An 18,321-nucleotide genomic window follows, 5' to 3' on the forward strand; every position below is an offset into this window, starting at 1 on the left:
GACCGCCCCCTCCACGACCAGCCCCTCGCCGGCGCACGGACCAGGACCCGGCGCGCCCGCCCGTCCCGGAGCGTGCTCGCGCACCGGCTGCGCGGAGCCGTCGTCGCCGTCGCGACCGCCGCGCTGGTGGTCCCCCTCGGCGTCACCCTCGCGACGAGCGCGTCCGCAGCCCCCGTCGACCTGGCGCTCGGCAAGCCCGTGACGGCCAGCAGCCAGAGCGACGTCTACGCGCCCGGCAACGTCACCGACGGAAGCACGGGCACGTACTGGGAGTCGCAGAACAACGCGTTCCCGCAGTGGGTGCAGATCGATCTCGGATCCGCGCAGACCGTCGAGTCGCTGGGCCTGAACCTGCCGCCCGGCTGGGGAGACCGCACCCAGACCGTCTTGGTCCAGGGCAGCGCGGACGGCTCGTCGTTCACGACGCTCAAGGGTGCCGCCACCTACTCGTTCACGCAGTCGGCCTCGAACGCCGTCGAGATCGACACGACGGACGCGAGCGTGCGCTACGTCCGGCTCACGGTGACCACCAACTCCGGCTGGCCCGCGGCCCAGCTCTCCGAGGTGCGTGTGCTCGGCTCGACCGGCTCGGGCACCGGTGACCCGGGCGGCAGCAACCTCGCCCAGGGACGCCCGATCGTGGGCTCGTCGACCACGCAGGGCTACGTCGCCGCCAACGCGGTCGACGGCTCGCGCAGCTCGTACTGGGAGGCCGCCTCGGCCGCCAGCACCCTCGACGTCACGCTCGCCGCGCCGTCCGACCTCACCGCCGTGAACGTGCTGCTCAACCCGGACGCCGCCTGGGGCGCCCGTACGCAGACGTTCGCCGTTCTCGGCCGCACGGGCTCGAGCGGGTCCTGGACGACGATCAAGCCGTCCGCGACGTACGCGTTCGCACCCAGCAGCGGCAACCAGGTCGCGGTCCCCGTGACCGCGGCCGCCTCCGAGGTCCGGCTCCAGTTCTCCGGCAACACCGGTGCGACCGGCGCCCAGGTCGCGGAGCTGCAGGTGATCGGCACGCCGTCGAGCACGCCGACGGCCCCCGACCTGCAGGTCAGCCTCCTGGCGACCTCTCCCTCGGCACCGACCACCACGACCCCGGTGACCCTGTCCGCCAACGTCCGCAACGCCGGGACCGGCGCAGCCACGGCGACGACCGTCGTGCTCACCGTGGACGGCACGACGGCGGCGACCGTCGCCGTCCCAGCCCTCGCCGCCGGCGCCTCGACGACCGTCACCGCCGTCGTCGGCACGCGCGCCGCCGGGACGCACGCGGTCGTCGCCACGGTCGACCCCGCCGGGGCCGTCACCGAGTCCGACGAGTCCAACAACACCGCGACCGGCTCGTTCACCGTCAGCCCGGACGGTGTGCCGGTCAAGGCCGACCTCGTCGTGCAGGGCCTGACCACCATGCCCGCCTCGCCGACGACGGCCGATGTCATCACTCTCGGCGCCACCGTCCGCAACCAGGGCACCGGCGCCTCGGCGGCCACCACCGTGGCGTTCGCCGTCGCGGGGCAGCAGGTCGGGACCGCGACCGTCCCGGCGCTCGCGGTCGGTGCGTCGTCCGGCGTCACCCTGACGCTCGGAACTCGCGCCGCGGGCACCTACACGCTGGGCGCGACCGTCGACCCGACGAACGTCGTCGCCGAGTCCGACGAGGGCAACAACTCCGCCACCGGCAGCGTCACCGTCACCGCCGGCCCCACCGGAGGCGACCCGGTCGACCTCACCACCCACCGTCCCGCCACGGCGTCCTCGTCGGTCGGGTCGCTCGACGCCGCCAAGGCCACCGACGGTGACACCGCCACCTACTGGGAGGGCGGCAGCGGCGCCTACCCCGGGACCCTCGCGGTGACCCTCGCGTCGGTGTCCACGCTGCAGCAGGTGACCGTCAAGCTCCCGCCGAGCGACGCCTGGGGGCCGCGCACCCAGACCTTCTCGGTCGAGGCCCGCACCGGGACCGGCTCGTGGACGACGATCGCCGCGTCCAAGGCGTACGCGTTCACCAACGCGACCGCGTCGAACTCCGTCACCTTCCCGGTGACCGGCTCCGGCAACGAGGTGCGCCTGTCGTTCACGGGCAACACCGGCGCAGGCAACGGGCAGGTCGCCGAGCTCGTCGTCGTCGGCGTCCCGGCACCCAACCCCGACCTGGTCGTCACGAGCGTGGCGACGACGCCGACGGCACCGACGGCCGCCGACGCGGTCACCGCGACGGTCGTCGTCAGGAACACCGGCAACCTCGCCGCCTCGGCAACCACGGTCGACGTGCTGATCGACGGCGCCGCGACGGCCAGCGCAGCCGTCCCGGCGCTCGCGGCCGGCGCCTCGGCCACCGTGACCGCGTCGCTCGGCAAGCTCGCCTCCGGCTCGTACACGCTCGGGGCGAAGGTCGACCCGGCCGGCACGGTCGTCGAGAAGGACGAGACCAACAACGTCCTGACCAGCACCGCGGCGCTCGTCGTCACGGACGCCCCCGGCCCCGACCTGCAGGTCATCGACCTCACCACCAGCCCGGCGAACCCGGCGGTCGGCGCGGCGGTCTCGTTCACCGTGCAGGTGAAGAACCGTGGGACGACGGCGGTCGCCGCCGGGACCGTCACCCGCGTCACGATCGGCTCGACGACGCTCAACGGCACCACGCCCGCGATCGCCGCCGGCGCGACCGTCACCGTCGCGATCGCCGGGACCTGGACCGCGACCAGCGGGGGCGCGACCGCGACGGCCACGGCCGACGCGACGAACGTCGTCGCGGAGACCAACGAGGCGAACAACACCCTCGCCACGGCGATCGTCGTCGGACGCGGTGCCGCCGCGCCGTTCACGTCCTACGAGGCCGAGAACGGCACGACGAACGGCACCGTCGTGCGCGCCGACGCCGAGCGCACCTTCGGGCACACCAACTTCGCCACCGAGTCCTCGGGGCGGGCGTCGGTGCGGCTCGACGCGCAGGGCCAGTACGTGCAGTTCACGTCGACGGTGGCGACGAACTCGATCGTCGTGCGCAACTCCATCCCGGACGCGAACGGCGGCCAGGGGCAGGAGAAGACGATCAGCCTGTACGCGAACGGGACCTTCGTGCAGAAGCTCACGCTCTCGTCGCACTACTCGTGGCTGTACGGCACGACGGACCAGCCCGAGGGCCTGACGAACACCCCGGGCGGTGACGCCCGCCGGCTGTTCGACGAGTCGCACGCGCTGCTGGCCCGCTCCTACCCGGTCGGCACCGTGTTCCGCCTCCAGCGGGACGCCGGGGACGACGCGGCGTTCTACTACATCGACCTCGTGGACCTCGAGCAGGTCGCGCCGGCGCTGACCCAGCCGGCGGGGTGCGTGCCCATCACGCAGTACGGCGCGGTGCCGAACGACGGCATCGACGACTCGGCTGCGATCCAGGCGGCCGTCACGGCGGACCAGAACGGGCAGATCAGCTGCGTGTGGATCCCGGCGGGGCAGTGGCGGCAGGAGAAGAAGATCCTCACCGTCGACCCCCAGCACCGCGGGACGTACAACCAGGTCGGCATCAGCGACGTCACGATCCGTGGCGCTGGGATGTGGTACTCGCAGCTCTACTCGTTGACGGAGCCGCAGGACGCCAACACGATCAACCACCCGCACGAGGGCAACTTCGGGTTCGACATCGACAAGAACGTGACGCTGTCCGACATCGCGATCTTCGGCTCAGGCCGTATCCGCGGTGGCGACGGCAACGCCGAGGGCGGCGTCGGGCTCAACGGTCGGTTCGGCACCGGCACGTCGATCAGCAACGTGTGGATCGAGCACGCCAACGTCGCCGTCTGGGTGGGCCGCGACTACGACAACATCCCCGACCTGTGGGGACCGGCCGACGGGCTGCAGTTCAGCGGCATGCGCATCCGCGACACCTACGCCGACGGCATCAACTTCTCCAACGGCACGCGCAACTCACGCGTGTTCAACTCGACGTTCCGCACCACGGGCGACGACTCGTTGGCGATGTGGGCCAACCCGTACGTCAAGGACCGGACCGTCGACAACGAGCACGACAACCACTTCGTCAACAACACGATCGCGCTGCCCTGGCGTGCCAACGGCATCGCGATCTACGGCGGCTCGAACAATTCGATCGAGAACAACCTCGTCTCCGACACCATGAACTACCCGGGAATCATGCTGGCGACCGACCACAGCCCGCTGCCGTTCGGGGGCACCACGCTGATCGCCAACAACGGGCTCTACCGCACCGGCGGCGCGTTCTGGAACGAGGACCAGGAGTTCGGGGCCATCACCCTGTTCCCGTCGACGCTCGACATCACGGGCGTGACCATCCGGGACACGGACATCGACGACTCCACGTACGACGGGATCCAGTTCAAGAACGGCGGCGGGAACATGCCCGGCGTCAAGATCACGAACGTGCGGATCGACAGGTCGAACAACGGGTCGGGCATCCTCGCGATGAGCGGCGCTCGCGGTGACGCGACGCTGACGAACGTGACGATCACGCGATCGCGCGACGGGGACGTGCTCAAGGAGCCCGGCAGCCAGTTCGTCCTCACGGGCACGACGAGCTGATGCGTGGCTGACGGGTGGCACCTGAACCACGACGAGGGGAGCGCGGCCATCGCGGCCGGGCTCCCCTCGTCGTCTGCGGCTGCGGGACCGGCGGCCGACGAGGCCTGAGGCCCGCGGCCGGGCTACGTGTGCTGGGCGACCACGCCGTGCGCCGCGAGGCGTGCACGCAGCACGTCGTGCCCCTCGTCGAGGTGCCACACCACGGCAGGCATGCCCGCCGCCCGCGCGCCCTCGACGTTGGGTGCGGTGTCGTCGACGAACAGGATCGTCCCCGGGTCGGCTCCGATCCGCCGAGCCGCCTCGACGAAGAAGCCGGGGTCCGGCTTGGCGACCCCCAGGTCGTGCGAGTAGCAGCTGACGTCGAACAGGTCGTCGTAGCCGAGCGACGTGCGCATGTACGCGCCGCGCATGCTCTCCTGGTTGGTGCCCAGGTGCACCCCGTAGCCGCCGGCGCGCAGCGCCGCGACGAGCGCGAGGGACTCGTCGTGGACCTCGATCCGGTGCCACACGTCTGCGTACACCACCTCGACGGGCGTCTCGACCCCGTGCTCGGCGAGCGCCGCGGCGAGCACAGGCAGGTACTCGCCGCGTCCCGCGAGCATCGGCAGCTCGTCCTTCCACGTCGCGTGCAGGAACGTGCGCGCGCGGTCACCGAGGTACGGCTCCATCGCGGCGTACCAGCCGCCGGGTATCTGCTGCAGCACGCCGTCGGCGTCGAGCAGCACGTGCCGGATCGTCGTCATCGGTCGACCGACCCCTCGGCCCCGAACCCGGTGTGGGCCGCCCACCGGCGTGCGGCGCTCGAGGCGGCGTCCGTCACGAGGTCGCGCAGCTCCGGGACGTCCGGGACGCGGAACGAGACGTAGCCGCCTCGCCCCCCGGCGACCGGGCGGCCGTACGCCTTGGCCGCGAGCGTGCCGTCCGGCAGCAGCCGCACGGTGATCGACTGCAGCTCGAACTCCTCGCCGCGGCGGGTGTCGCGCCAGCGCATGTGCTCGGGCACGACGACGTTGACGGCGAGGGCGGAGAGCTCGGGTTCCGGCACGACGCCATCCTCGCGCGTGCGTGTGGGTCTCGGTGCGTCAGTGGCGCAGCAGGACCCACGAGCGGATGTAGGACCTCGTGACCCGCTCGTGCGGGTACGGGGTGACCTCGTCGAAGGACACGAAGTTGTCGTCGTCGCGCCAGCGGAGCGTCACGTACTTCCACCCGGTCGTCGACGACGTGGTGCGCACGGGCATGATCTTGTCGCCGACCTGCACGTCGAACGTCCCGCACGTGGGGCAGGTGCGCACGAGCAGACGGATCCCGACCGCACCGTCCTGGTGGAACTGCGACGCGCTGGAGGAGCCCGAGTGGTGGACCGAGTTCTGCAGCACCGCGACGGTGTGGCCACCGACCTTCTTCGTCTTCCCGTAGACGGTGAAGCCCTTCGCCGTCACCGGCGCGGCGACATCCGTGCAGTGCGGGGCTGACCACGGGCTCGTGCGGCCGAGCTCGTCGCGCGCGCGCACCTCGTAGCAGGCCTCCTCGCCGGCGCGCAGCGTATGGGTCACCGACCGCTTCGTCGTGTGCGACGCGAGCGGCGCCCAGAGGCCGAGGCCCTCGTCGATGCGGGCGACCTTGACGCGCACGTCGTACGACGTGACGCCCCGGTCGTCGGTGCCCGCGAACGTCACGGTCGAGCGCAGCCTGCCGCTCGTCGGGACCCCACGCCAGCGCGGCACCGAGACCTTCGTGACCTTCGGCGCCGCGGTGTCGGTGCCGAGGCAGCGGCTAGAAGACCACGCCGAGACGTGGCCCTGCCGGTCGCGCACGCGGGCCGCGAAGCAGATGCGCTGGCCGGTCGTGATCGTCACCGACGCCTTCTGGCTCGTCGTGCCCTGGAACGACGAGCGGTACGTCCACGCGCCGTACGCCGACGAGCCGCGCGGCCACACCTTGTAGCGGACGTCGAAGCTGCCGATGCCGGTCGCGTCGGTCGCCGCGTACGTGACGGTCGCGGTCGCGCGGCCAGCCTTGACGATCACGGCCGGGGGCACGGAGACCTTCGTGAGCGTGGGCGCGGCGAGGTCGGACAGCGTGCACTCGGGCTGTGACCAGTCCGAGGTGTTGCCGAACCGGTCGCGGGCCCGTGCCTCGAAGCAGGTGGAGCGGCCGTCGACGGCCCTGACGCTGCGCGTGGTGCCCGCGGTCGGGGTGCTCCACGGCGTGGACGAGTCGCCCGGGCGCGCCTGGCGGGAGCGCATCTCGACGGTGACGCCCCCGGCCGCGACGAACGGGAACGTCGCGACGTCGGTGGGCACGTAGGTGGTGGCGACGACCGTCGTCCCGGCGCTCACCGGTGGCAGCGAGGCGACCCAGGGGACGTTCGGCGCGTCGTGGTCCTCGACCTGCGTCGCGGCCGCCGGCAAGCCGGACAGATCGACGAGGCGCGCGTGGCCGACGGCGTCGACATACACCGCGCTCGTCCCGGACTCGTCGACGTCCGGCTGCGCGCCGGAGGCGGGGCCGTAGCTCGTCGTCGTACGGTCCTTGCCGAGATCAGCCACGACGAAGGCGCCGCCCGCACGATCGAGCCCGACCGCGACGTCGCGACCGGTGACGAACGTGTCGCGGTCCTCGTACGGCGCGGCCCAGCTGTCGAGCACCCCGGTCAGGTCGCGCACGAACCGAGTCGGGTACCCGGGGGTGGTGACCGTCGCCCACCGGCCCGCGGGTGCGACGGCCAGGACCCGGCTGGCGAAGGGCGCCGAGGAGATCGACGTCTGCGTCCCGAGGTCGAGCTCGCGCAGCTCGCGCACCTCGCCGGGCGCGGACGCTGCCACGAGCACCCACAGGTGGTCGCCGTCGATCGCCGCCGTCGACCCGGCCGCGACGGCGTAGTCCCACACCTCGTCGCCCGTGCGCGCATCGCGGACGAGCCAGCCGTCGGTCGACTCGTGCAGCGCGTACCGCGCCCCACGTCCCAGGACCGTGCCGTCGGGCACCTCGCGCGCGGACCAGCTGCCGTCCGCCTGCTGCCACGCGATCTCGTCGTGCTCGCCGGCGTCCACCAGGAGCGTGCCGGAGTCGGCGTCCAGGAGGTTCCCGACGAGGCGAGCGCCGTCGACGTCGACCGGGGTCCACGCCGTGCGCGGGCCGGAGCGGTCGAGGGTCGAGATGCCGTCCGCGGTCTGCGCGACGACCAGGTCGTCGGTGAGCCCCACGGCCGTGACGAGCGTCGCGTCGCCGACGAGCACGCCCTGCGGGAGCGCCGCCTCGGCGTGCACTCCCGTCGCGACCGCCCCCGCGGAGAGCCCCGCGGCGACGAGGCCCGCGGCGGTCGCGGTCGCCCACGCTCGTCGTGCTGTCCCAGCGGTGGCGCGGCTCATCGTTCCCCCTGCTCGCGTGCGGTCGTCGGTCGAAACGTAGCGGCTGGCGACGCCGCGTGGGAGGGGTTCGCGCAGGCCGTACCCGTTCGGGCGCTCAGTCCTCCGGTCTGCGGCTGCGGCGTGTGATCTCCGCGAGCACGCGCGGGATGTACACGGGCACCGCGAGGTTCGTGTCCGCACCCGTCTCGAGCGTCGACCACTGCCAGTACGGGGTGACCGCGGCCTCGCGCCCCTCGACCTCGAGCCGCAGGTCCAGCAGCACCGCGTACCGGTACCCGAACCGGTGCTGCAGCGCCTGCGCCGCAGCGAGCGCGGGGCGGTCCTCGTCGGCGTCGTCGACCGCGACGTGCATGAGCAGCAGGTTGTGCTCGGGGCCGAGCAGCCCGCGGTGGTGGACGATGAGGTTCGGTACGTCGACGCCGAGCGCGACCGACCGCTCGAGCAGCATCCCCGAGCGGTCGTACTCGCTGTCGACGCTCCACTCGCGCGGCACCATCTGGCGCAGGTACCACCCGAGGTGGAACGCGAGCGTGCGCGCGCTGGGGCGGCTCGTGCCGGTCGTCGGCGCGAACAGCGACCACTCCTCGACGAGCGTGTTGGTCAGCGCGATGCGCACGCGCGACTGCAGGTCGGCCAGGATCATGCCCGGACGCTACGGGCGCGATGTGTCGCCAGACTGGGCCCTTCGGCTACGGGCGTGTGACATCTCGAGCTGGTGGCAGCCGGCTCGGCTCGGGAGCCGGGTCCCACCCGGTCGGCGCCCGGCGCGCGGCGGGTCAGCGGCGGCGCAGGTGCAGGACCGCGTCGTGCAGCGTGATCTCCTCGCCGTCGACCGTCGCCGGGCGGGGGACCTTCGCGGCCGTCACCGTCTCCCACTCGTCGTCGCCCAGCACGGCCGCGAGGTCCGCCGCGTCGGCGAACATCTCCTTGGGGTGCGGGCGATCGACGACCTCGGTGTCGGAGCCGTGGTGACCGACGACGACGAGCGAACCGCCCGGAGCCACCAGCGCGGCGACCGCGACCAGCCAGCGCTCGCGGATCCCGAGCGGCAGGTGCAGGTACGCGGACGTCACCAGGTCGAAGCGCTCGTCGGTGCTCCACGTGCGTGCGTCGGCTCGCACCCACGTCACGCGGTCGGCGACGCCCACGGACTGCGCCGCCGCACGCCCGCGGGCCAGCGCGTTCTCCGCGACGTCCAGCGCGGTCACGGTCCACCCGTGCTGCGCGAGCCAGATCGCGTCGCCCCCCTCGCCGGCGGCCACGTCGAGCGCCGTCCCGGGCACCAGCCCCGCGACCTCGGAGACCACCGTCCCGTTGGCGCGCCCGGACCACACGCGGTCGTCGCCCGCGTACCGCTCCTCCCAGAAGTCGCGGTCGTGCAGATGCGTCAGGTCGTGCTCGTGGTCGTGGCTCATCGTGGCCTCTCGTGACGGGTGCGCGGCCTCAGTTGAGGCTCGCGTCCTCGGGGTAGCTGGCGACGATCGCGAGGTCGCCGCCCTGACGGCGCAGCACCCTGCGCCAGAGCTGGTCGGGTTCCGGGGTGAACGCATCGGCCGTCTCGGCGGGCACCACGAACCACGAGCCCTCCTCGATCTCGGCCTCGAGCTGCCCACCGCCCCAGCCGGAGTGCCCCGCGAACACGCGAAGGCCCGTGAGCGCGCCGACGAGCGGCTCCGGGTCCGAGTCCAGGTCGATCAGCCCGAACGGCGCCGCCATGAGGTCCAGCGAGCCGCCGCCGACCGCGACGCCGATCGCCCCGTCGAGCCCGACCGGGCCGCCCTGGAACAGCGTGCTCGGGCCGCTGACGGCGGCGCCCCAGCCGGGCAGCACGTCGTCGACCTCGACCTCGAGCGGTCGGTTCAGCACCACGCCGAAGGTGCCCTCGTCCGTGTGGTCGAGGAGCAGGACCACGGTGCGGTGGAAGTTGGGGTCGTCGAGCTGGTGCCGCGCCACCAGCAGCTGCCCCCGCAGACCCTCCATGCCCCCATCATCCCCGTCGGCTGACGTCATCGCGTCCCCGCCCGTGCGGCCCGTCGACCGAGTCAGCGGTACTTGTGACGCATGGCGACTCGTGGGGCGCGATCGGGTCGACTTCAGTCCCTCCCGTCACAAGTGCCGCTGATCCTGATCGGGAGCGGCGACCGGAGGGGGTGCGGGCCGCCGGCGCGGGCGACGAGGCGCGCCCCTGCGACGTCAGCGCTGGGCGACCAGCCGCCGCGCCGCCGCGACCAGGGCCGCCCGGTCCGCCGGGTCGAGCGCGGCCAGGAGCGTGCCGAGCCGCGCCTCGACGGCGGCCGCCCCGCGCGCCGAGAGCTCGCGCCCCGCGTCGGTGACCTGCACGTGCACCACGCGGCGGTCGTGCGCGCCGGCGCTGCGGATGACCAGCCCGCGCCGCTGCGCGCGGTCCACGAGCCCGCTGACGCTCGACTTGTCGAGCCCGAGGTGGGCGCCCAGCTGGGCCATGGTCGGCTCGTGGTCGCGCAGGATGCCGAGCAGCCGGAGCTGCGCCACCGTGACGTCGTGCTCCGCGGCGACGGCTGCGACGGCGCCCTGCACCGCGAACGTGAGCTCCACGAGGGCGTCGACGTCTTCGCTCATGTCACCGAGACTACTCGACAAGGTTCGCGCCACGAACTACTGTAGTTCGCGCCACGAACTATCTGGAGGTGCGAGATGCACACCGAAGCCGCCGTCGTCCGTTCGTTCGACGCCCCACCGCGCTACGAGCAGATCGACGTGCCCGATCCCACGGACCGGGAGGTGGCTCTCGACGTCCTCGCGGTCGGGCTGCACCCGCGCGTCCGGTCGGGCGCCTCCGGCGCGCACTACACCAGCTCGGGGCGCCTGCCGATGGTCCCGGGGGTGGACGGCGTCGGCCGGCTGGACGACGGCTCGCTCGTCTACTTCGCGGTGGACGACGACGTCTCCGGCTCGATGGCTCGCCGCCTCGCGGTCGACCCGCGCCGCACGGTCCCCCTGCCCGCGGGCACCGACCCGGTGCTCGTCGCGGCCGCCATGAACCCCGCGATGTCGTCGTGGACCGCGCTGCGACGCCGCACGCGGCTCCAGCCGGGGCAGTCCGTGCTGGTCCTCGGCGCGACGGGAAACGCCGGGGGGATGGCCCTGCAGGTCGCGCGGCTGCTCGGCGCGGGGAGGGTGGTCGGGGCCGGGCGCGACGCCGCCGCGCTCGCGCGCCTGGACGCGGACGCCACGGTCCGGCTCGACCAGTCGGAGACCGCGGCGGCGCTCGCGGACGCCGCCGCCGAGGTCGATGTCGTCGTCGACTACCTCTGGGGGCCGCCCGCGATGGCAGCCATGGAGGCGATCCTGCGCGCGCGGTCCGACCGCAGCCGCCCGCTCGACTGGGTGCAGGTCGGTTCTGTCGCGGGTCGGACCGCGGAGTTGCCGTCGGCGCTGCTGCGGCAGGCCGGGCTGCGTGTCATGGGCAGCGGGCAGGGGTCGGTGTCGCTCGCCGGGTACGTGGCCGAGCTGCCCGCGCTGGTCGAACAGCTCGCGGCCGGCGCCCTCACCGTCCGCACCCGCACGGCGCCGCTCGCGGACGTCGAGCGCGTGTGGGGCGAGCCCGACGAGCAGGGGGTGCGCACGGTGCTCGTCGCATGAGCCGTCGCGCGCCGACGGCCGAGCCGCAAGCCCGCCACCCGTGCCCGACGTCACGCTCGCGCGGGCGCGCACGTGCCGACCGGCGGGCATAGCGTCGAGAGCATGCGAGCGATCACCTACTCCCGCTTCGGCGGCGCCGACGTCCTCGAGCTGACAGACCAGCCGGTGCCCAAGGTGGGCCCGGACTCGGTGCTTGTCCGTGTGCGGGCGTCGTCGGTCAACCCCGTCGACTGGAAGGTGCGCGCCGGGTACCTCGACGGCCTCATGGACACCCAGTTCCCGGTGGTGCCGGGCTGGGACGTCGCGGGTGTCGTCGAGCGCGTCGGCCTCGACACCCCGGAGCTCGCCGCGGGCGACGAGGTGTACGGGTACGTGCGCAAGGACTGGATGCACGGCGGCACGCTCGCCGAGTACGTCGCCGCGCCCGTGCGCACGCTCGCGCACAAGCCCGCGTCGCTCTCGTTCGAGGAGGCGGCGGCGGTCCCGCTCGCGGGGCTGACCGCCTTCCAGACGATCGAGCGCGCGGGCATCACTTCCGGGCAGACCGTGCTGGTGCATGCGGCGGCCGGTGGCGTCGGGCAGTTCGCGGTGCAGATCGCTGTGGCGCGCGGTGCGCGGGTGATCGGCACCGCGTCGCCGACGAACCACGCCCACCTGGCCTCGCTCGGCGCGGAGCCGGTCGAGTACGGCGACGGCCTCGTCGACCGCGTGCGTGCGCTCGCGCCCGACGGCATCGACGTGGTGCTCGACTACGGCGCGCAGGACCTCGTCGAGACCACCCGTGCGCTGCTCACCGACGGCGGCACCGTCGCGTCGATCGTCGACGCCGCGGCGCGAGACGAGCTGGGCGGCCACTACGTGTGGGTGCGCCCCTCGTCGTCCGACCTCGACGCGCTGACCGGGCTGATCGAGGCCGGGAAGGTCAAGGTCGACGTGGCGCAGGTGTTCGAGCTGGAAGACGCGGCCGCCGCGCACGAGGCCAGCCAGGGCGGGCACGTGCGCGGCAAGGTCGTCGTCCGCGTGGGCTGACGCGCACGGCGGCTGCCGGCGCGGTTGTTCTCCGCCTGTTCGCCCAGACGTGGCCGCGAGTACGTCCAAGCCCGCCACGCTCGTCCCCGTGAACCGTGGACTCGCGCGCCTCCTCGCGCCCCTCGCCGCCCTGTCCGTCCTGAGCGCGGTCGTCGTGGCCGCCCCCGCCGGCGCGCAGGCCGCCGCTGCGATCGATCCGGGCTGGGCGAGCATCCACGTCAACGAGGTGTCGTCGGACAACGGCAGCACGCCCGTGGCCGACGCGATCGAGCTCTCCAACAGCAGCGGCCAGGCCGTGAGCATCGCGGGGTGGCTGCAGATCGACAGCGGCGCGGCGTCGGCCGCGAAGACGTTCACGGCGTACCTGGCCGACGGCTCCGCGACGAGCGTCGTGCCCGCGCACGGCTTCGTCTACCTGTCGTCGACCAAGGGTCTCGGCAGCGGCGGGGACGGCGTGAAGTTGTACCTGCCGGACGGGCCGTCGGGCACCGCGGGCACGCTCGTCGACCATGTCACGTACACCGCCGGCCAGGCGGGCGACGACGAGTCGAACGGCTTCGGTGCCGGGGCGCTCGCGCGCTGCCCGGACAGCACGGGTGCGTTCGTCTCGGTCGCGGACAAGAGCTTCGGCGCATCCAACTCCAGCGCGTGCCAGCACCCGCTGAAGGACCCGACGACGACCGTCCCGACCCTGCCGTGCGAGCCCGAGGCGCCGTCGGGCAGCGGGTCGCTCCCGGCCACCGCACTCGCGCCGACGACGTGGCCCGGCTCGTCGGCCGTGACCGTCGCCGACGCCGCCTGCGCCTGGACCACCGCGACCGGCCCCGAGGGCCGCGACGTGAGCGGGCTCGTCTTCGACCCTTCCGACCCCGGCGTGCTGTACGCGGTGAAGAACAAGAGCTGGGTGTTCCGCCTGGTGCAGCGGGACGGCCTGTGGACCCCGGACACGAGCAACGGGTGGGCGGGCGGCAAGGAGATCTTCTTCCCCGGCAGCAGCGACCCGGCGACCAACCAGCCCGACTCCGAGGGCCTGACGGTCGGCCCGGACGGCGCGCTCTACGTCACCACCGAGCGCAACAACGCCGCCAACACCATCCCGCTCAACTCGATCCTGCGCATCGACCCGACGCAGCCCGGAACTCAGCTCGTCGCGACCGCGCAGTGGGACCTGACCGCCGACTTCCCCGAGCTGCACGCCGGCAGCAAGACGGAGGCGAACCTCGGCTTCGAGGGCGTCACGTTCGTGCCGGACTCCTACCTCGTGGACAACGGGTTCGTCGACGCCTCGACCGGCCGCACGTACGACCCCGCGGCCTACCCGAAGCACGGCTCGGGCCTGTACTTCGCGGCACTCGAGAACGACGGCAAGCTCTACGCCTACGCGCTGGGCAGCGACGGCTCGGCGCACCGGGTCGCCGTCGTCGACACCGGCATGGGCCACGTCATGGACGTGCAGTACGACGCGACGACTCAGCGCATCTGGGCGTTGTGCGACAACACGTGCGGCGTCGTGTCGACGGTGCTGAAGGTCGGCTCGACCGGCGCGATCGTGCCCGACGTCGCGTACAGCCGCCCCGCCGGGCTGCCCGACGACAACCTCGAGGGCTTCGCCCTGGCGCCGACGTGCGTCGACGGCACGCGCGCCGTCCTGTGGTCCGACGACGGCATCTACGGCACCGGCGCGGGTTCGGCCGGCGAGGGGCACGCGCTGTACGCCGGGCGGATCTCGTGCGACCTCGGGCTGGGCGGGCAGGGCGTGCCGCGGCCTCCGGCCTGGGTGCGTGCCGCGGTGTACGTCGGCGGGGACGTCGTGTCCTACGGCAGGTCCGTGTTCCGGGCGCAGTGGTGGACCTCGGGCGAGGTCCCGGGGTCCAGCGCGTACGGGTCGTGGGAGGAGATCGCGACGACTGCCGACGGCACGGCCGTGTGGACCGCGTCGCGCGTGTTCACCGGCGGTGACGTCGTGGCGTACGGCGGGAAGAGGTACCGGGCGATGTGGTGGACCCGCAACCAGGTGCCGACGACGCCGTGGGGGCCGTGGCAGCTCGTCGGCTGATCGAAACCTGCCCAAACTAGGTCCGCGCGATCATTCGCGGGCAACGTACCGGGAATCTCGTGCCGTGTTCGAGACGTCTCGGTCAGTAGTCGATGGGATGCGGAGTGAGAAGTGCGGGCGCGTCGCAGCCGCCACATCACGCTGAAAATCACCCGTACGCCCACTGAGTGTATCCGTTATGGTCGGGGCATGAGGCGAGTGGTTCCCGAACACACGAAGAGCGCGGTGGGCCGTGCGAGTAAGGTCGTTGGAAAGGGCGTTGGCTCAGCCGGTGAGATTGAAGCCGCGCGGGCGGTGCTTAGCAACTTTCGGAGCGCGCACGCGTTCCCGCTGAATGCCGTCACGGTCACCGTGCGTCAGCGGGCGCTAGACGTGAATCCCAATGCTGTCGTCGCACAGCGACTCAAGCGACTGCCGACAATTCTAGACAAACTGACGCGAATTCCTACAATGAGCGTCACAACGATGCACGACCTGGGTGGCTGCCGGGTTGTGTTCGAAACCGTGGAAGAGGTTGACGCCCTGGTCTCGGTGCTGCGAGATCTACCCAGGGCCAGGAACCGTGTTACCCGTGTCTACGATTACCTGCGCGACGATCCAGGTCCAAAGGCCTCCGGTTACAGAGGAATGCACCTCGCCTACGAATATGGCGCGTCAATGGCCGAGTATCACGGTCTACGCATCGAACTGCAGGTGCGCACCCAGCTGCAGCACGCGTGGGCCACAGCGGTCGAGACCATGGACCTGTTTTCAGGGAGTGAACTCAAGTACAGCAAGGGGGATCGGGACGTCATTCGGTTCTTCGCGATCGTTAGTTCGCTGATGGCATACGAGGAGCGCACGGCGCCCGTTCCTGGCGCTGAGCAAGCTCCCGGCGCTCTGCTCGCGGAACTCGACGAGTTAGAGTCTCGTCTCGGAATAGTTGGGCGCCTTCGGGGCTATGCCGCCATCGTTGGCGATCATGCCAGCAGTGATCGTCGCAGTGCGCTCACGCTTGCCCTGCAGAGACGCGAAGGGCGCCTTACCGTGACCGTTCACGAGACAATGGCCGAAGCCGAAGCGCGGCTCAACGAGTTGGAGTCCCAGAATGACCCCGAGGTCGATGCAGTTCTTGTAAACATCGCGCGCATCGGCCAACTGCAAGCCGCATATCCAAATTATTATGCGGACACTTCCATGTTCACCGACTTCGTTGTTTCTCGACTAATGTCGTTCGCGTAGCCTGGGGCGCTCAGTATGCGTAGTTCCCGATCGTGTGCTCGAGCGCGCCCGTGTTCTGCGTCGCCCTCAGCGCGGCGACGCCGCCAGCCACGCGTCGAACGCGTCGAACGACGACGGCCGCCCCAGGAACCGCTCGACGAGCTCGGCGGCGTCCGCGCTGCCGCCCGGCTCGAGGATGCACTCGCGGTAGCGCCGGCCCACCTCGGGGTCCATGAGGTCGTCGCCGAACGCGGTCCGCAGGTCCTTCGCGATGACCAGGCTCCAGAGGTACGTGTAGTACGCGGAGCCGTAGCCGTCGAGGTGCCCGAAGCCCGCGTACTGGTGCGTGCCCGGGATCGGTGCGAACGGGCCGTAGTGCTCGTCGACCTGCGCCGTGAACGCGTCGAGGTCCGCCGGCGGGTTCGCGTGCAGGCCGTAGGACAAGGCCGTGAAGTTGAGCTGGCGACGCGTCCAGGCTCCGCGGCCGAACGCGTCCGCGGTGCGCATGCGCTCGACGAGGTCGGCGGGGATCGGCTCACCCGTCTCGTTCGTCGCGAAGCCCTGCAGGACCCCGACGTCCCAGCCCCACTCCTCGAGCAGCTGGCTGGGGGCCTCGACGAAGTCCCACTCGGTCGCGACGCCGGTCTGCTCCGCCCACGCCTGGCCGCCGCCGACGATCTCGTGCAGCAGGTGGCCGATCTCGTGGAAGAACGTCAGCACGTCGTCGTGCTCCATGAGGCCGGTCGGGAAGTTGCACACGAGCACGCCCTCGGGCAGCTGGCGGCCCGCGATGCCCGGCACGAGCGGGAACTGCGCCGCGTGGTTGTACTTGCCGGCGCGCGGGTGCATGTCGAGGTACACACGGCCGATCACGGTGCCGTCGTCGACCACGTCGTACACGTCGACGTCCTCGTGCCACGTCTGCACCTGCACGGGCCGCAGCGCGAGCCCGAACAGCCGGCACATCGTGGACAGCACGCCCTCCTTCACGGCCTCCCAGCGGAAGTACGGGCGCAGCGCCTGCGGGTCCACGTCGAACCGCTCGCGGCGGATCGCGGCGTCGTAGAACAGGCTGTCGGCGGGCGTGATCGCCTCGAGCGTCGGGTCGTCCTGCCGCGCGCGCTCGAGGAGCACCTGCACGTCCGCCGCCGCAGGCTCGGCCGTGAGCGCGTCGAGCCGCTCGATGAACTCGGCGACCGCCGCGCCCGATCCGATCATGCGCGTCTCGACCTCGTATGTCGGCCAGTCCGGGTAGCCCAGCAGCTCGGCGCGGCGCGCGCGGAGCCGGAGCAGCTCGGCGAGGACGGCCTCGTTCTCCGGCCACGCGAGGCGCAGGTACTCGGTCATGAGCTCGCGGCGCACGCCCGCGTCGGTCGCGTACGTGCGCACCGGGACCAGATCGGGGTACTCGGTGGTGAGGGTGACGAGCCCGTCCTCGTCGGCCGGGTGCGCCTCGACGAAGTCCTCCGGCAGCCCGGCGAGCCGCGCGGCCTCGACGCGGATGGACCGCGTGCCCTCGCGGATCGCGCGCGAGAACTCGAGCCCCAGCTCGGTGCAGCGCCGCGCGAGCTCGCGCAGCTCCTCGCGCTCCTCGTCGGACCGGTCCACGCCGGCGCGGCGGAAGTCACGCAGCGCGTGCTCGCGCACGCGGGCCGCCTTCGAGTCCAGGCCGTCGGCGGACGTGCCGTCGAGCACGCGCCGCAGGTCGACGTCGAGGCTGCGCTCGGTCGCGAGGTCCTCCGACGCCTGCGCGCCCTCCTCCGCCGCGGCCCGGACGTCGGCGTCCGGGTGCACCTCGGAGAGCAGGTGCGCGAGCGCGCTCGCCCCGCCGTGCACCACGGCGGCGTCGTTCCACAGCGCGAGCACGTCGTCGGTGCTGCGCTCGGTCCCGTCCTTCAGCCGGTCGAGCAGCTCACGCGTGCGTGCGAGCCCGCCATCGACCGCCTCCGCCAGGTAGGGGAGCCATCCGGCCGCGTCGGTCGGGAAGGCGGTGGGGAATGCGCTGGGAGCCATGCCCGCACCCTACGGCCCGCATCCGACACGGCCCGAGCGCTTAAGCCGCCGCGCCCCGCAGGTGCCCGCGGCGACCGCTGACCACCGACCCGGCCGCGACGATCTCGTCGGCCCCGACGACCGCGCGCTCCTGCACGACGACCCCGGCTCCGAACCGCACGTTGCTGCCCACGCGCGCACCGTCGCCGACGACCGTCCCGGCCGCCACGTGCACGTTGCGCCCCAGGACCGCCCGCGCGCCCACGCGTGCGTCACGTTCCACCCAGCTGCCCGTCCCGAGCCGCGCGCGCGGCCCGACCACGGCTCCGGCCTCGACGTACGCGCCGGGGTCCACCTGGGCGTCGTCGGCCACGTGCGCGTGCGGCGACACGTAGCCGCCGCCGTTGGCGTGCCGGTCGTACTGCACGACCGTGCCCTCGTCGGTCTCGAACTCGATGCGTCCTGCTCGTCGCGGCACCCGCGACACCTCCT

14 protein-coding genes are annotated in these 18,321 nt (G+C 72.5%); 5 read left to right on the plus strand and 9 right to left on the minus strand.

The window, feature by feature from the left end:
- Nucleotides 1-72 precede the first annotated feature (72 nt).
- Complete coding sequence (locus AW16_RS17960; protein ID WP_156044052.1) at nt 73-4,557, plus strand: CARDB domain-containing protein; 4,485 nt, start codon at nt 73-75, stop codon at nt 4,555-4,557.
- Between the two features lie 122 nt (nt 4,558-4,679).
- On the opposite strand, the gene AW16_RS0104850 is transcribed toward AW16_RS17960, so the two are convergent.
- From AW16_RS0104850 to AW16_RS0104880, 7 genes are all read right to left on the minus strand, one after another.
- Nucleotides 4,680-5,300: an HAD family hydrolase gene (locus tag AW16_RS0104850; protein ID WP_029288574.1), complete on the minus strand. Its 621-nt coding sequence runs from the start codon at nt 5,298-5,300 to the stop codon at nt 4,680-4,682.
- Nucleotides 5,297-5,602 (minus strand): hypothetical protein, encoded by a 306-nt coding sequence (locus AW16_RS0104855; RefSeq protein ID WP_029288576.1) that lies wholly within the window; start codon nt 5,600-5,602, stop codon nt 5,297-5,299. Before AW16_RS0104855 ends, AW16_RS0104850 begins: the two co-directional genes overlap by 4 nt.
- 37 nt (nt 5,603-5,639) lie before the next feature.
- The gene (locus AW16_RS0104860; RefSeq protein WP_029288578.1) at nt 5,640-7,931 is read right to left on the minus strand and encodes a hypothetical protein; all 2,292 of its coding nucleotides are present in this window, start codon (nt 7,929-7,931) and stop codon (nt 5,640-5,642) included.
- A gap of 94 nt (nt 7,932-8,025) precedes the next feature.
- Entirely contained in the window at nt 8,026-8,574 is a 549-nt protein-coding gene (locus AW16_RS0104865) for a hypothetical protein (protein WP_029288579.1), read from the minus strand.
- A 133-nt stretch (nt 8,575-8,707) separates the two neighbouring features.
- Nucleotides 8,708-9,346, minus strand: coding sequence for a cyclopropane-fatty-acyl-phospholipid synthase family protein (locus AW16_RS0104870; protein ID WP_029288581.1), 639 nt, complete (start codon nt 9,344-9,346; stop codon nt 8,708-8,710).
- Nucleotides 9,347-9,374: 28 nt separating this feature from the next.
- Nucleotides 9,375-9,911, minus strand: coding sequence for a YqgE/AlgH family protein (locus AW16_RS0104875; protein WP_029288583.1), 537 nt, complete (start codon nt 9,909-9,911; stop codon nt 9,375-9,377).
- Nucleotides 9,912-10,124: 213 nt separating this feature from the next.
- The gene (locus AW16_RS0104880; RefSeq protein WP_034648131.1) at nt 10,125-10,529 is read right to left on the minus strand and encodes a MarR family winged helix-turn-helix transcriptional regulator; all 405 of its coding nucleotides are present in this window, start codon (nt 10,527-10,529) and stop codon (nt 10,125-10,127) included.
- 75 nt (nt 10,530-10,604) lie between these two features.
- Here AW16_RS0104880 and AW16_RS0104885 point away from each other — a divergent pair, with 75 nt between their 5' ends.
- From AW16_RS0104885 to AW16_RS0104900, 4 genes are all read left to right on the plus strand, one after another.
- On the plus strand, nt 10,605-11,552 hold the full coding sequence (locus AW16_RS0104885; protein WP_029288587.1) for a zinc-binding alcohol dehydrogenase family protein: 948 nt from the start codon (nt 10,605-10,607) through the stop codon (nt 11,550-11,552).
- Nucleotides 11,553-11,654: 102 nt separating this feature from the next.
- Complete coding sequence (locus tag AW16_RS0104890; RefSeq protein ID WP_029288589.1) at nt 11,655-12,581, plus strand: NADP-dependent oxidoreductase; 927 nt, start codon at nt 11,655-11,657, stop codon at nt 12,579-12,581.
- Between the two features lie 88 nt (nt 12,582-12,669).
- Complete coding sequence (locus AW16_RS17965; RefSeq protein ID WP_231495948.1) at nt 12,670-14,637, plus strand: esterase-like activity of phytase family protein; 1,968 nt, start codon at nt 12,670-12,672, stop codon at nt 14,635-14,637.
- 189 nt (nt 14,638-14,826) lie between these two features.
- A complete protein-coding gene (locus AW16_RS0104900) occupies nt 14,827-15,858 on the plus strand; it encodes a RelA/SpoT domain-containing protein (RefSeq protein WP_029288593.1) in 1,032 nt (343 codons plus the stop codon).
- Between the two features lie 66 nt (nt 15,859-15,924).
- Here AW16_RS0104900 and AW16_RS0104910 read toward each other — a convergent pair whose 3' ends face one another.
- Complete coding sequence (locus AW16_RS0104910) at nt 15,925-17,850, minus strand: M3 family metallopeptidase (protein WP_029288594.1); 1,926 nt, start codon at nt 17,848-17,850, stop codon at nt 15,925-15,927.
- Between the two features lie 40 nt (nt 17,851-17,890).
- The gene (locus AW16_RS0104915; RefSeq protein WP_029288596.1) at nt 17,891-18,307 is read right to left on the minus strand and encodes a transferase; all 417 of its coding nucleotides are present in this window, start codon (nt 18,305-18,307) and stop codon (nt 17,891-17,893) included.
- Nucleotides 18,308-18,321: the final 14 nt, after the last annotated feature.

Origin of the sequence: Cellulomonas sp. HZM (assembly GCF_000708885.1) — a bacterium.
Lineage (GTDB): Bacteria > Actinomycetota > Actinomycetes > Actinomycetales > Cellulomonadaceae > Cellulomonas.